12 protein-coding genes and 2 tRNA genes are annotated in these 14,673 nt (G+C 48.8%); 4 read left to right on the forward strand and 10 right to left on the reverse strand.

Going from position 1 to position 14,673, the window contains the following annotated elements:
* Positions 1 to 163 precede the first annotated feature (163 nt).
* Positions 164 to 2,668, reverse strand: coding sequence for an ABC transporter permease (locus tag JX580_RS02995; RefSeq protein WP_248851316.1), 2,505 nt, complete (start codon positions 2,666 to 2,668; stop codon positions 164 to 166).
* Positions 2,665 to 3,360, reverse strand: a complete 696-nt coding sequence (locus tag JX580_RS03000) for an ABC transporter ATP-binding protein (RefSeq protein WP_248851317.1) — start codon at positions 3,358 to 3,360, stop codon at positions 2,665 to 2,667. Before JX580_RS03000 ends, JX580_RS02995 begins: the two co-directional genes overlap by 4 nt.
* On the opposite strand from JX580_RS03000, the gene JX580_RS03005 reads away from it, so the two are divergent.
* Complete coding sequence (locus JX580_RS03005; protein WP_248851318.1) at positions 3,304 to 4,005, forward strand: arylesterase; 702 nt, start codon at positions 3,304 to 3,306, stop codon at positions 4,003 to 4,005. The genes JX580_RS03000 and JX580_RS03005 overlap by 57 nt on opposite strands.
* A 31-nt stretch (positions 4,006 to 4,036) precedes the next feature.
* On the opposite strand, the gene JX580_RS03010 is transcribed toward JX580_RS03005, so the two are convergent.
* The 4 genes from JX580_RS03010 to JX580_RS03025 are packed head-to-tail and all read right to left on the reverse strand — an operon-like array spanning position 4,037 to position 10,825.
* Entirely contained in the window at positions 4,037 to 5,065 is a 1,029-nt protein-coding gene (locus JX580_RS03010) for a lipid A deacylase LpxR family protein (protein WP_248851319.1), read from the reverse strand.
* Positions 5,062 to 6,531: an efflux transporter outer membrane subunit gene (locus JX580_RS03015; RefSeq protein WP_248851320.1), complete on the reverse strand. Its 1,470-nt coding sequence runs from the start codon at positions 6,529 to 6,531 to the stop codon at positions 5,062 to 5,064. The genes JX580_RS03010 and JX580_RS03015 overlap by 4 nt, the downstream gene beginning before the upstream one ends.
* Positions 6,531 to 9,665 carry an efflux RND transporter permease subunit gene (locus JX580_RS03020; protein ID WP_248851321.1) on the reverse strand — a complete coding sequence of 1,045 codons (3,135 nt, stop codon included), beginning with the start codon at positions 9,663 to 9,665 and terminating at the stop codon, positions 6,531 to 6,533. The genes JX580_RS03015 and JX580_RS03020 overlap by 1 nt, the downstream gene beginning before the upstream one ends.
* 20 nt (positions 9,666 to 9,685) lie before the next feature.
* Positions 9,686 to 10,825, reverse strand: coding sequence for an efflux RND transporter periplasmic adaptor subunit (locus JX580_RS03025; RefSeq protein ID WP_248851322.1), 1,140 nt, complete (start codon positions 10,823 to 10,825; stop codon positions 9,686 to 9,688).
* Positions 10,826 to 10,953: 128 nt separating this feature from the next.
* On the opposite strand from JX580_RS03025, the gene JX580_RS03030 reads away from it, so the two are divergent.
* The 3 genes from JX580_RS03030 (at position 10,954) to JX580_RS03040 (ending at position 11,884) form a co-directional block, all read left to right on the forward strand.
* Positions 10,954 to 11,577, forward strand: coding sequence for a TetR/AcrR family transcriptional regulator (locus JX580_RS03030; protein ID WP_248851323.1), 624 nt, complete (start codon positions 10,954 to 10,956; stop codon positions 11,575 to 11,577).
* A 117-nt stretch (positions 11,578 to 11,694) separates the two neighbouring features.
* A tRNA-Leu gene (locus JX580_RS03035) sits at positions 11,695 to 11,781 on the forward strand.
* A 26-nt stretch (positions 11,782 to 11,807) separates the two neighbouring features.
* Positions 11,808 to 11,884, forward strand: a tRNA-Val gene (locus JX580_RS03040).
* Between the two features lie 108 nt (positions 11,885 to 11,992).
* On the opposite strand, the gene JX580_RS03045 is transcribed toward JX580_RS03040, so the two are convergent.
* The 4 genes from JX580_RS03045 to JX580_RS03060 all read right to left on the reverse strand — a co-directional run bounded on the left by JX580_RS03045 (position 11,993) and on the right by JX580_RS03060 (position 14,616).
* Entirely contained in the window at positions 11,993 to 12,463 is a 471-nt protein-coding gene (locus tag JX580_RS03045) for a terminase small subunit (RefSeq protein ID WP_248851324.1), read from the reverse strand.
* Complete coding sequence (locus tag JX580_RS03050; protein WP_248851325.1) at positions 12,460 to 12,753, reverse strand: hypothetical protein; 294 nt, start codon at positions 12,751 to 12,753, stop codon at positions 12,460 to 12,462. The genes JX580_RS03045 and JX580_RS03050 overlap by 4 nt, the downstream gene beginning before the upstream one ends.
* Positions 12,754 to 12,844: 91 nt before the next feature.
* Complete coding sequence (locus tag JX580_RS03055; RefSeq protein ID WP_248851326.1) at positions 12,845 to 14,410, reverse strand: trypsin-like peptidase domain-containing protein; 1,566 nt, start codon at positions 14,408 to 14,410, stop codon at positions 12,845 to 12,847.
* Positions 14,407 to 14,616: a hypothetical protein gene (locus JX580_RS03060; RefSeq protein WP_248851327.1), complete on the reverse strand. Its 210-nt coding sequence runs from the start codon at positions 14,614 to 14,616 to the stop codon at positions 14,407 to 14,409. The genes JX580_RS03055 and JX580_RS03060 overlap by 4 nt, the downstream gene beginning before the upstream one ends.
* Between the last annotated feature and the right edge of the window lie 57 nt (positions 14,617 to 14,673).

The raw sequence follows: 14,673 nt of genomic DNA on the forward strand, positions 1-14,673 counted from the left end.
GAAAATTTCCTTGTGAAACCGATGCACTGCGCAATCTCAGCACAAATTCATGAAACATTCGGGCTGGGTCGCTGGTATATGAGTTCTAAAGTTTTAACGTGCGTTTTTTTCATGGTTTTAATGGTACCGCTTTTTGGTGCCAGTTGTCAAAGTGTATAAAAATTTAGCTGTCGGTTTGAAGTTGTTGGAGCAGTTGTTTTGGGGTTTGGCGCAGCGGGTGGCGTTGGGTGAGCCAGCCGATGGCGAGTAATAACATCACACTGGCGCTAATCGAAACTAGCCAGAGTGTTGGGTTCAATTGCGGGCTGACGCCAAGCCAGAAATAGCCGATTAATAAACTCGCGATTTGTCCCAAACTGGCGGCAAAGACTCCGGCTAACAAACCAATTAACACAAATTCGGTTAAGCCAATTTTAACAATATCCCCCTGTTGCGCACCGAGCGTTCTGAGTAGCAACCAACTGCGAAGTCGCCCCAGTTGCGAGGCGCGGGTGGCGGTAAAAATAACAATTAAACTCGACACCAGTGTAAACAGATACAAAATACTCACTGCCATCGAAGCCTGTTGCATAATCAGTTGAATTTGTGCAATCATTTCACGCGCATCCACCCAAAGCACACCGGCAAGTTGTTGGTTTAACTGGCGCCGCAACTGGCTAGTATCTTCCGGCGACAAGCTTGAGCGGAAATTGGTGATATAGGTCACCGGTAACTGGCGTTCGGCTTGCGGTTCGAGTACAAAGAAAAAGTTGAGTCGGAAGCTTTGCCAGTCAACCTCACGAAAACCTGTGATTTGATAGTCAAACTTTTGACCAATTAAATCAAACGTTAAAATATCACCGAGTTGTAAGCCGAACAGTGTGGCAATCTCCGCCTCTACGGATACCGAGGGTATCGCCGCTTGGCGCAAGTTTGGGTCAAGTTTTGCGGTGATCAGGTTATAACTAGGCGGGGCATCGAGCAACGCAATATTAGCCTCACGTTCCAGCAAGCGCCGCGCACGGTTTTCGGTTTGATCTTGCGGGCGAATTGCGTGTTGATTCACCTCAACCAAGCGTCCGCGCACCATCGGGATTAAATCGGCTTCAAGCTGATAATCTGTCATTAAGCGCTCAAAGTCGGGTTGTTGATCAGGTTGAATATTCATTACAAAGGTATTGGGTGCCTCTTGCGGCAAAGATGCTTGCCAGCTTTGCAGCAGGTCTTGGCGCACAAAAGTCATTAAGACCAGAATAAAAATAACCAAGCCGAGTGAAATCAGCTGCAGCGTCACCAGGCCTGGCGAGCGTGCCAGTCCCGCCAGCGCAAGTCGAAGCCAACCTTGGGTTCTAGGTTGCAACTGTTGCAGCCCGATGAGTAATAGACGCGCTAATCCGTAGAGTACGGCTGCGCTGATAAACAAGGCAGGGATGGCCCAAACTAACAGTCGGTTACTCAGCAATAAGCCCATTAACGTGATGAGCAATAACAGGCTGACACCGACTAATACTAAGAAATTGGTTTTGTTTTCGGCTTGACGTAACACCCGTAATGGTGACACTTGGGTCGCTTGCCGAAAGGCGGGCCAAGCAAAGGTCCAAAGGGCGAGGGTGCCACTGAATAACCCCAGTGCAATCGCGGAGCCATAGCCCGGAATGACCAGCGGCACAAAATATTCAGCTAACAGCGGTCGGGCTAAATAAAACAGTCCTTGCCCCACCAGCACGCCCAATACACTGCCTAATAACGCTAAATAGGTCAGTTGCAGCGCAAACAGGCCGCTAAGCTGTCGGTTTGAGGCACCGGAGGCGCGCATCAGTGCCATCGAAGCCGTCCAGCGTTGAAGGTAAAAACGGCTGGCAATTAAAATCGCCAGGCCTGCAATGAGCACGGTAGCTAAGGCCGAGAGGTCTAAAAACAGCCAAGCGGTATCCATCGCACGCTCTAAATCATCGGTGGGTGCGCGTGCGCTTTGAATTTGCCAATGTGCCGTGTTTTGCTGTTCAAGGGTTTGTTGAAAGGCGGCGATACTGCGAAGGTCACCGGCCAGACCGAGTTCATAATTAACGCGACTGCCCGGACCAATCAGCCCAAGCTGTTGCACTTGATCCAATGACATGATGACTTGGGGCGCAAACTGACTAAAGGTCGCTTGAAACACATCTTGCCCACTCAGCCAATCGGCGACTGTAAATTCACCATTGCCCAAGGCTAGGCGCTGACCCGCCTGTAGGTTTAGCAAGCCCATTAATTGGGGGTCAGCTAATACCTGTGAAGTGTCGAGTTGGTTGAAATCCAGGCCTTGTTCCGTAAGGAGTTGACCGCGCAGCGGATAATTTGGCTCAATACCTTTGAGCAACACCATTTGAAAGCTGTCTTCTTGCTCGTTGCTATGCATCGCCATGGTGGTAAAGCTGATTTGATAACTGGTTTGCAGGCCTTGTTGTTCGGCTTGTTGACGCCAACTCGCCTCTATTGGTCGGGTAGAGCGGAGTACCAGGTCGGCGGATAAGCTTTCTGCCGCTTTGGTCAGCATACTTTTGTGAACGGTTTGTGCCAATTGCTCAACTAGCGTGACGCTGGCACTGGCGATCACTACCGCTAACCAAAGCCAGAGCCAATCACCGCGTTTAAACCCGCGCCAAAACCAACGCGCGGAGACGGAGACGTTGCTGACTAACGCCTTCATTGCAAGCCATCCTGCAGCAAGCCTTGCGCAAGTGTTACTTGACGTTGGCAGCGTTGGGCGAACTGGCGGTCGTGGGTAACCAGAATCAAAGTGGTCTGCTGTTGCAAATCGAAGAGTAACTGCTGCACCTGCGCTGCGGTGGTTTCATCCAGGTTGCCGGTGGGTTCATCGGCAAACAAGATCTTTGGCTCGGTGACAATCGCGCGCGCAATCGCGACACGTTGTTGTTCACCACCGGACAGGGCTTGGGGGGTATGATGAAGTCGATGACTGAGCCCCACCTTTTCAAGTGCGGCGGTGGCTTTTTCACGCGCCTGCGTCATGCCAAATAATTCTAGCGGCATCATCACGTTTTCTAATGCATTCATGCCCGGCATGAGCTGAAAGTTCTGAAACACAAAGCCCACCTGTTTTGCGCGTAACCGCGCGCGTTGATCTTCAGACATCGGTGAGAGGTTTTGCCCTAGCAAGTGGACTTCGCCTTCGGTGGGCGAATCCAAACCGGCCATCAGCGCAAGCAGGGTGGATTTGCCTGAACCCGAGCGTCCCACAATCGCTAAGCTTTCATACGCCTCGACATTTAGCTGGCAGCCTTTTAAGATAGCCAATTGATCATCACCTGAGGACACACGATAATGAACATTTTTCAATTGCAGTACCGCGTTGGACGTTGGGATCGAAGTTGGGTTCATAAGGGTTTCGCTTTTATTTTTTCATTCGTTATCATGGGTTTGCTGTTAAATCATTCGGTTTCAGTCTATTCTGCTCAGTCTGACTCGGCACGACTTTTGGTGATGGGCGACAGTTTAAGTGCCGCTTACGGTATGCCGACCGAACAAGGCTGGGTTGCATTATTACAACAAAAACTCGATGCACAAACTAAGGAAATCGGACGGCCGATTCAGCTGGTCAACGGCAGTTTAAGTGGTGAAACCACCTCCGGTGGCCTGCAGCGCTTGCCCGCGCTGCTTAAACAGCATCAACCGCGCTATGTTATCATCGAACTGGGCGCCAATGATGCCTTACGCGGTCAAAACCTTCAAGTCACCCAGCGTAACCTAGCACGGATGATTGAACACAGCCAGCAAGTCGGCGCCAAGGTGTTATTACTCGGCATTCGTTTGCCCACCAACTATGGCCCAGCCTATGATGCGGCCCTCGGACGGGTGTATACGCGTCTTGCAGAGCAGTATAACGTGCCACTCGATCCGTTTTTTCTTGAAGATATCGCGCTCGAACCGGATATGATGCAAGACGATGGCTTACATCCCAACGCCCAAGCCCAACCGATTATTATGCAACGGATTTGGCGCTTAATCGAAACCTGGGTTAAATAGTGTAAACAATAACCAGGCCTGGTTATCCTTTTCAATACTTAATTGAAAAGGATAGGGTGCCGATATTGTGTGCTTGCGTTTGTGTTGTGTATTCTTTTGTTTGCAGCATTTGATTAAGAGTCAGGCTAAAGCGTGACCAGTCAAATACTACCCCTACTTGAAACTGACCTATCCAAGGGTTAGGTTGAATTTGGCTTTGGCGGGTTAACGCGCTATTGCCTTTCAAAAAATAGTTATGTTCCACATAGCGTACTTCGATGCCACTAAACCCATACCAGTTAAAGTGTTTTGACCGAGATAGGGCTAAAAGGTTGGTGATCGGCAGTCCAAATTGAAATTTGGGTAAACCGTACTCATCCATTAGATTTGGGCCGAATCTCAGGTTGATGCCCGTGCCTGCATACCGATAGATAGAGCCGAGCGCACCGCTCACATAGGGGGTCAAATCAAATAGGCTGTGATGGTTGCGCTGGACTTTAAATACCCGCCAACTGCGTTGATAGGCTAAATTAAAACCTACCGCATTATCCAATTGATTGTTCCAGCCCTTGGGGTCTTCTGCGCCAATCAGTTGGTGTATCCCTTTTTGTGATGCTTCAGCTTGTGAGTCAGGCCCAACAATTCCAAGCGTTAGGGAGAAAATATCAAACTTATTGTCATTGATGCTACTCAGGTCGGTGGTGACATATAACCAGCCTGCATACAATCGATCATCAGGCAAGAACTCAGACTGACTCATGTCTTCAGGCGTAAACATGCTTTGTCCAATGGTATAAGCATGACGTGTTGGCTGATGACTCGGAAACCAAGGCAGCCATTGCCCCAATGTTTGCAGCCATATAGGGGCTTGGTTAGCGCTATTGTGGGTCATGGTGAGCCTAATACCATTGGTATAGAGGCGGTCTGTGCTCAATAAGGCGAGGGAATCATTGTCGTTAGTGAGTACAAAACGGTAGCGGTTATCCGTTTGTTGGATTGTGTCGAAGGCAGCGACTTGGCTAAAACAAACCAACAACACTAAAGCCATGGCTAAGTCCCGAGCAGACTTAGCGTGGATCATGTGGCGGCCTGAGCATGGCCTCCGAGTGCTTTATAGAGCGCAATGCGCGCCAACCTAAGGTCGCGCTGGGTGCGAACCATCGCAATTTCAGCATCAAATAATGCGCGTTGTGCATCGAGCACTTCTAAATAACTCGAATAGCCGGCATCAAAACGTTTTTGGGCTAAGTCCAGCGTTTTGCGCAGGGCATCAAGTTGACGCTGTTGTGCCGCCAGTTGCGCATCGGCACGGTTTAGTTGGCTGATGGCATTCAGGGTTTCAGCAAAGGCTTGGCGCAGAGTTTGTTGATAATCTAACAGGATAATTTGTTGTTCGGCCTCCGTGATTTGAACTTGTGCGCGTAACGCACCGCCATTAAAAATCGGAGCCGTTAAACCGGCATTTACACGCCATTGCAGCGCATCTGAATCAAATAAACTGTTTAAATCCACACTGTTGATCCCGAACAGGGCGTTGAGTTGAACGCTAGGAAATAGGGCGGCGCGGGCCTGACCGATATCGGCGTTGGCGGCTTGCAGGCGTTGTTCCGCAGCGATAACATCCGGTCGTTGTAACAACCGCTGACTGTCCCAATCAAGCTGCAGGGGCGGCAGGGTTAAATCAATAAACCGTGTGTTCGATTCGGGATGTGATTGTGCCATCGCAAGTTGTTGGGTCGGTTTATGGCCTAACAATACACTCAGGGCGTTACGCTGTTGGTCTTGCTCAGCCTGTAAACGAATCAGTTCAACCTCCACGCGACTCAATTCCACTTCGGCCTGTTGCACCGCCAAGGGGGTAAGACGCCCCAGCTCAAATTGACGCTGGCGCAGTTGTAAATTTTCTTGGCGCGACACCACGGTATTTTGTGCAATCAGTACCATTTCATCCAAAGCCTGCAAGCTAAAATAGTGCTGCGCCACCGCACTGGTTAAGCTTAATTGTGCGGCTTGACGATCCGAAGCCAGCGCTTGATAGCGTGCAACCAGGCCTTGTTGTTGGGCGCGAACTCGGCCCCATAAATCGACTTCATAACTCACTAAACCATCTAGGTTAAAACTATTGAAGGTGGTACCCTGGTTAGTCGGAAAAGCATTATCACTGGTTTGTTGGCGACCCAGGCCTGCTTGTCCTATCACATTGGGCAGCCTGTCTGCTTGACCGCGCGTGAGCACCGCTTGCGCCTGCACTAAACGCTGATCCAATACCGCTAAATCGTGGTTGTTCGCGAGCGCTTGTTCCAGCCATTTCGTTAGCTGTTGATCGGCAAAACTTTGCCACCAGGCCTGGTCATTTAACGGATTATCCAGCTTTAAATTTTCGGCGAAGGTTAAGTGCTGTGGCAAATCGTTTTGAGGCGCTTGATAGTTCGGAATTTGCGAGCAGCCAGTTGCTAAAGCAGCTAAGGCAATGGCCGCCGTTAAGCTTGTCATGCGGCTAGTCGTGCGACAAGTCACGCAAGAGGTTTTGCTAAAAAACAGGCTCATTAGACGGCTCCTTTAGGCGTAGCTTGGCGTTTGCGATCAAACCATTCAGAAAAGCTCGCCATCCAGTGGAAAAACATCGGAATAAACAAGGGCGCTAAGAAGGTGGCGAGAATCATGCCACCCACCACGCCGGTGCCGACCGCATTACGTGCCGCCGCTCCCGCGCCTTCACTAATCATCAACGGAATCGCGGCCATGGTAAAGGCGAGTGAGGTCATCACAATCGGGCGGAAGCGCATCCGCGCGGCTTCAATCGCCGCCAGTCTAAGTTCCATACCCTGTGCGCGTTTTTGCATCGCAAACTCCACAATTAAAATCGCATTTTTGGCCGACAAACCAATTAGCGTCAGCAAACCAAGCTGAAAATAAATGTCATTGTCCAGTCCGCGCCATTGGGTCGCCAAAGCTGCCCCCAACACCGCAAACGGCACCGCCATCACCACCGCTAACGGCAAGGTCCAGCGACCATATTGTGCCGCCAAAATCAAAAACACAATCAGTAGGCCAAATAAAAACGCTTGCGTGCCACTCCCCGCTGCCGCTTCGGCTTGATAGGCTTCGCCCACCCAGCCAAGCGTAAAGCCATCCGGCGCAATCTCATCGACCACCTGTTGCAACGCCATCATCGCATCGGCAGAGGTAAAGCCCGGTTGTGGTTCAGCCATAATTTTAGCCGCTGGAAACAGGTTAAAACGATCAACCACATCCGCGCCGGTAATACGCTCAAAGCGAATTAAGTTATCCAGCGGAATCATCTCGCCACGACTAGAACGCACAAACACATCCTTCAGGTTGTCGGCGCTTTCGCGATAGTCACCTTCAGACTGTAAATTAACCCGGAAGGTGCGGCCAAATAGGTTAAAGTCATTCACATACAGGCTACCAAAGGTCGCTTGCATCGCTGCAAAGGCTTCGTTAATCGGCACCTGTAAGGTTTGGGCTTTTTCTCGATCCAATATCGCTTGATATTGCGGGGTTTTAGTCGAGAAAGTGGTGCGCACCCGTTGCAGTTCCGGGCGCTGATTCGCAGCCGCCACAATCTGATCCATCACCTCGCCAAGCTGTTGATAATCCGCACCAATGCGGTTTTGCAAATACCCTTCGACCCCGCCGGTCATGCTCATGCCCATAATCGTCGGCATCGCCAGCGGCAGGCTAAAGGCTTGATCATTTTGCATAAACTGGCCAAACAACTGACCAACCACCCCATCAATATGCATATCAGGGCTTGTGCGCTCGTCCCAATGTTTCAGGGTCGCAAACCCAGCGGCTGAATCGGTGCGGTTAGTGAAAGTTTGCAAATCAAAACCGGCAAAATGAATAAAGTTTTCCATCGCCGGATGTGCCAACACCTGTTCGGTGACCTGATCACGCACCTCAATCGTGCGAGAAAGGGATGCGGCAGGCGGCAAATAACTGACCACAAACATACTGCCCTTGTCTTCCTGCGGCACCAAGCTCGATGGTAGAGCCTGCAATTGTTGCACGGCTAAATACCCCAAGCCGACAAACAACAGTAAACTTAGCAAGCTATAGCGCATCACCTTCGCCACGCCGTCACTAAAGCGATCACTCAGCCACTCAAACAAACGGTTAAACCAACCAAACCATCGACTGGGTTTATCATCATGGTCTTTAAGCATACTGGCACAAAGCGCCGGCGTGAGCGTCAGCGCCACCAGGCCTGATATCGCCACCGACACCACAATCGTAATCGCAAACTGTTTATACATTTCGCCGGTAAAACCACCAACAAAACCAACCGGAATAAACACCGCCGATAATACCAATACAATCGCAATCAGCGGGCTGGTCAGCTCGCGCATTGCTTTAATCGTTGCATCTTTGGCATTCAGCTTATCTTGACGCATAATCCGTTCGACGTTTTCCACCACAATAATCGCATCATCCACCACAATGCCGGTGGCGAGAATCATCCCAAATAGCGTCAGCTGGTTAATCGAAAAACCGAGCAGTTCAAACCCAATAAAGGTGCCAATCACCGACACCGGAATCGCCAAGAGCGGAATAAAGGTGGCGCGCCAGTTTTGTAAAAACAAAAACACAATAAACGACACCAGAATCAGGGCTTCAATAAAGGTATAAAACACCTGCTGAATCGACACCTTCACAAAGGTGGTGGTGTCGTAAGGAATCGCGTAATTCACGCCCTGCGGAAAACGCTCGGCCAACTCGGCCATCTTGTCATCCACCAATTTCGACACCTCCAATGCATTCGCATCGGCTTGCAAGAAAATCCCAATCGGCACGGTCGGTTTGCCGTTAAAGGTCGCTTCAAAGTTATAGAGTTCAGCTCCCAGCTCCACGCGGGCGACATCCTTAATCCGCAGCATCCCGCCATCGTCATTGGCGCGCAACACGATATTCTCAAACTGGTCGGGTTGATTTAAGCGCCCCTCGGTAATAATCGTGTAGGTAAACGCCTGTTCATTAAATAGCGGCTCTTGACCAATTTGTCCGGCGGCAAACTGCGAATTTTGCTCTCGAATCGCCCGCGCCACATCGCCCGGTGCAATGCCATATTGCGCCATCCGATTTGGGTCTAGCCAAATGCGCATCGAGTAGTCTTTGGCCCCAAATTGGCGCACTTCACCAATACCCGGAATCCGTTTCAGCTCGTCCACCACATTAATCAAGCCATAGTTGGCCATAAAAATCGTATCGCGGCTGGCATCTTCAGAATACATCGCAATCACTTTTAACAAGCTTGGTGAGCGTTTATTGACTTGTAACCCGACGCGTTGGACTTCTTCTGGCAAGCGGTTAATCGCTGACTGCACTTTGTTATTCACATCCATCAAGGCTTCGTTAATATTACTGCCGACCTCAAAGGTGAGGCTCACCGTGACCGTACCGGACGAGGAGGCGACTGAGTTCATGTACAGCATATTTTCAATGCCATTAAGCTGTTGCTCTAGCGGTGCGGCCACCGTTTCAGCAATGGTTTCGGCACTGGCTCCGGGATAACTGGTGGACACGGTAATTTGTGGCGGCACAATTTCGGGGTATTCGGAAATCGGTAAATCGCGCAAGCTCATTAAGCCCACCAAAACAATAATCACCGACATTACAATCGCAAACACCGGGCGTTCGATAAAAAATTTAGAAAACATCGACAAGGCTCCTAGGCGAATTATTCAGCGCTGTGTGTGCTGTGACTAGCTTGCACGGCTTGAACCGGCGTATTGGGGCGCAATTTAATCAGGTTGTTTAAAATCAATTGATCGCCCACCGCTAAACCGCTGTCCACCAACCAGGTTTGTCCCACCGCGCGTTGCAAACCTACCGGCACCATTTGCGCTGTGCCATCTTTGATCACATAGACAAACGCCTGCGAGCCAATTTGCAGCGCCGCCGATTGCGGAATTTGAATCACATCGACCGCCTCAATGCCGCCGAGCTGAATACGCACAAACGCACCCGGCAGCAGTGCGGCATTTGGGTTAGCAAAACGCGCTCTTAAACTGACACTGCCGGTGTGTGGATTAATTTGATGATCGGCAAAATCAATCCCCCCCCTTAGCTGATTACCCAAATGGGTTACCTGCGCGCTCAGTTGTTCGCCTTGGCTAAAGCGCAAAATACCCTGTTGCAACTGTTGCTGACGCTCAATAAACTCGCGCTCGCCAATCGTAAAATGCACCTCAATCGGATCCAGCTGGGTGAGGGTGGTTAAAAGGCTGCGGTTATAATCACGACCGACTAAATCGCCAATCGTTTGTTGTTTTTGGCCGGTGATGCCATTAATCGGTGCGCGTACTTGAGTGTAATCCAAGTAAATTTGAGCTTCTTTTAATGCTGCCTCTGCGCCAACCAGGCCTGCTTGTGCAAGTTCATAAGCCGATAGCGCTTGGTCACGTTCTTGTGCACTCACGGCTTTTTCTTTAAATAAACCTTCAACACGAAGTTTTTCGCGTTCTGCTTGGCGTAATTGCGCCTGTGCTGTCAATACTTGCGCTTGCGCTTTATCAACAGCTACCTGATAGGTGCGAGCGTCAATGCTATACAAAAGATCGTCCGCCTTTACATTTTGACCGTCGGTGACGTGTTGTTTTAACAGCTCACCATTCACACGCGCATGAATTTCTACTTGATTTGCACTTTGTACCCGTGCAGGGTATTCATAGTTTAAGGCAACATGAGTCGTTTCAATTACTTGAATCTTAACAGGCATAGCGGGTGGAGTTTCGGCGATCACATAGGGTGTGAATATCATAAAGCTCAATCCCAAAAACCAGGCGGTAAAGGTGGGTTGGGTGGTACGTCTTGTCATAATAGAAAAACTCTGTTGGGTTAATTAAAAATATACTTTGTGTAGTGTAGCATTCATTACACTTATTGCAAGTCAACGAATGTGCAACAATTCGTTATAATGATAGGCTGAAATAAAAAGACGAGATTATGGAAACAGATTATTTGCCTAATACTAAGCGTGGTTCTGAGCGCCATGAAAAAATACTTGACGCGGCCAAGCAGGTTTTTATCGAACAAGGTTATGCCCGCGCGAGTATTAATGAAATTGTGCGACGCTCCGGTGGCTCCTTGGGTACGATCTACAAGTTTTTTGGCAACAAGCTGGGATTGTTCGAAGCCTTCTTTCAAAAAATCACCTATGAAGCCTTCTACGATTTTGAAGAAAAAGGTTTATGGACCGAGGACATTGAAACCTCACTACTCAACTTTGGTCGCCAACTGCAGCAGATGATGTTTGAAAAAGAAGCCTTGGCTATTTATCGTTTAGTGCTCAGCGAGCAGGGTGCGGATCACGCTGAAATTCAACGCATTTTTATGCAATATGGCCCGCATCGGTTGAATAAGATTTTAAGTCGGTTTTTAGCGCAACAAACCCAAGCCGGATTGCTACAGCTTGACGATTGTGAAATCGCAGCTTATCAGTTTGTTGAAATGATTAAAGGTCCATTGCATTTTAGAGCCTTATTTGGTGAGTCGATAACCCCAGAAAAATGTGAAGCGGTGCTAAAACATGCGGTCAAGTTATTTTTAAATGGCGCAAAAGTAAGTTGATGCACCTTGGTTGTCGCGTTGATAGAGTTAGCCAAGTAAAGATTTATCAAAGAATCATTAAGTCTGCTTGACAAGAGGCTAACGCCTCTCTATAATCCGCAACACATTTCAAAGCATGCCAGTGTGGTGAAATTGGTAGACACGCCGGATTCAAAATCCGGTGCCCTTAAAAGCGTGCCGGTTCGAGTCCGGCCACTGGTACCAAACAAGTTCGTATAACTTCAAAATATACGACCGTAGCTCAGTTGGTTAGAGCACCACCTTGACATGGTGGGGGTCGGTGGTTCGAATCCACTCGGTCGTACCAAATAATCCTTACAATTCAGCGACTTACAACCCCAGATAACAACAATCCTGTCTTTGTTTTCATTAATTTTAAAAATAACTGACCAAAAACTGACCGCTAAGCGCAAATCTATATTTGTTTTTGATCTTTCCTATACCACTCTTCTTCAGCCGCTACGAGTTCAATTAAGTCCGGCATACTGATTTTGGTTTCATCTTCATACTTGATCGGCTTGTTGTGACCTGACATTTTATTGAGTTCGGCAATAGCTGAAATAGCCGCTGATGGATTACTGACCTTGATCGCGCCATGGTCATCTTGTGATGAGCTGGCGCAGTCTTGTGCGATTTGCCACAGCAGTTTCATTTTTTCCTCAATGCTCACTTCAAACTTCTTCATGGCGAGTTCATCTGCTATGGCTTGAAGTTCGTCTATCCGTGCGGAAACCTTGGGGTGATTGACACACTCATGCGCTTGGCGGTGAATGGTTTCGGGCTTCATGTTCTGCGCATTATAGGCCTGCTTGTAGGCTTCAGTGGCGTTGCCGCCTAGTTCAACATAGGCTTGGGCAAAGTGCTGTTGTTTACCGGTTAATTTCATTCATCGCCCCCATATTGAATAGACTGCCATTGCTCATAAAGTTGCGCATCGGCAATGATGGATATAATCGCATCCGTGGCGTACTTGGTTAGGCCGTTGGTTGCGCCTCGATTCTTCGGGTGGTTCTCACCGAGTTGCGCGGTAAGGGTTTGGCTGAGCCATTTACCGACTTCCGCCTTTGCGGTCATCTGACCACTCAGTTTAAGGCTGGCAAGCTGGAATAGAGTAGGGTGGAGCGTAACGGTCGTGCGCCGTTCACCGATATGGATGTGAAGTGTAATGTTGTTCATAGAAACCCCTTTGCTTGTGGATGTTATTATATCCAATAAGCAAGGGGTATGGTCAATAATTGGATATTATAGCATCCAGTGTTTTTGAAGGTTATTTCTCACAGGTGATAAAAGCTGTAAACTCGCGCGCGCGTTCGGCAACTTGACTGCTTGATAATTTTTGCCCTGAACTGGTTACTTGATAGTCCACGCTGTTGGCATCAAGGTAGCCCATAAGTTGCGTTGATTTAATCGCAAAGTTGACGTTCTGCGGTAAGTCACCTACTAACTCATTGACGAAAGCCACATTCAGCTTCATGCTAACAATGCCAATCACATTAGCCTGCTCGTTGAGCAATGGACCGCCACTGTTGCCGGATTGAACAGCGGCATTAATCTGATAATAACGGAAATCGTTTTGAAGACCATTCAATCCGCTGATAATGCCGTTGGTCATCTGTAAGTCTTGCCCCAACAAGCCTCGCAAAGGATAACCCATCGCATAGGCCGTTTGTCCAAGCGTGATGCGACCAGCCGCAAGATTAGCAGGCCTGGTTGTTGTAAGTGATGACTTTAAAATCGCCATATCATTCGTGTTGTCTGCGGCTTGAAGTGTGGCACTGGTTTGTTGATTGCCTAATTCAACGCTAATGGACTTACAGCCCTCGACCACATGCGCATTGGTAACAATCTGCCCACCTTTACTGATGACAAATCCCGAACCGGTGGTAATCGATGGCGCAGCCGGTTGCGGTGCTTTAGGTTCTGGCGCAACTTCACCGTTTAAGAAGGTACGCGCCAAGGCTTGAGCCTGCTGAATTTGCTGCGGTGTCATTTTAGGCGCAATAACTTGATCACGGACTCTTCTTGCGTCTTGATGGCCACTTGCTGAAGCAATATTCATCCATTTGTGCGCTTGAATAAAATCTTGAAGAACGCCTAGGCCATTGGCATAAGCCGCACCCAAGTTAAACTGTGCGTTGGAATAACCTTGTTTTGCTGCTTGCTCGTACCAGTACAGCGCTAATTTGTAGTCCTGAACACCTCTATCATCGTAATAAAACTGAGCCAAATTGAATTGCGCTTTGGCATAACCTTGTTTTGCTGCTTGTTCGTACCAGTAGGTAGCTTGCTTGTAATCTTGCGCTATCCCCTGTCCGTTGTCATAAAGTGAAGCCAAGTTATTTTGAGCACCGGCATCTCCTTGTTTTGCGGCTTGTTCGTACCAGCGGAAAGCTTGCTTAAAGTCTTGCGCTACGCCTTGACCGTTGTAATAAAGCAAAGCTAACTTGAATTGCGCGTTGACATGACCTTTTTTCGCAGCTTGCTCATACCAGTAGATGGCCTTCTGATAGTCCTGATCTACACCATTGCCGCTCTCATAAAGCAAAGCCAAGCTATTTTTGGATTCGATATGGCCTTGTTGGGCAGCTTTCTCAAACCAATAAGCCGCTTTCTCGTAGTCTTGAGTAGCGCCTAGGCCGACTTCATAGCACATTAGGGCTAAAGAAAATTGAGAACGACTATCTCCCGACAATGCGCTATCTTTATACGCTCGACAAGATTGTTCATAATTTCCAGCCATAAACTCCTTCTGGCCCTCATCAAAATCCGCATAAACAGGCACTGCCAAAAACAACGCTAACGCAGCGGCACAGATTTGTTGTTTTAACTTCATCTCGATTCTTCTCCCTTTTTGCGTTGCGCGGCCATGTAATCAAGGTACGCATGAGCTTCTGATTTAAGCGGTTCAGTAAGCGCGTCTGGGTCATAGCTGTCAGCGCGCAGCATAATATGACCACCGTCATCAGCAATGCGTCTTTTTAATGTTAGTGCTTTATTGCGCTGATCTAACCAAGCCTGTAGTTCTGGTGATGGTTTCATCTTGTCCTCGCTATGTGTTTAGGCTGTTAAGTTCAATCTTAACCGTGAAGAATTATA

This window comes from Thiomicrospira microaerophila (assembly GCF_023278225.1).
Lineage (GTDB): Bacteria > Pseudomonadota > Gammaproteobacteria > Thiomicrospirales > Thiomicrospiraceae > Thiomicrospira > Thiomicrospira microaerophila_A.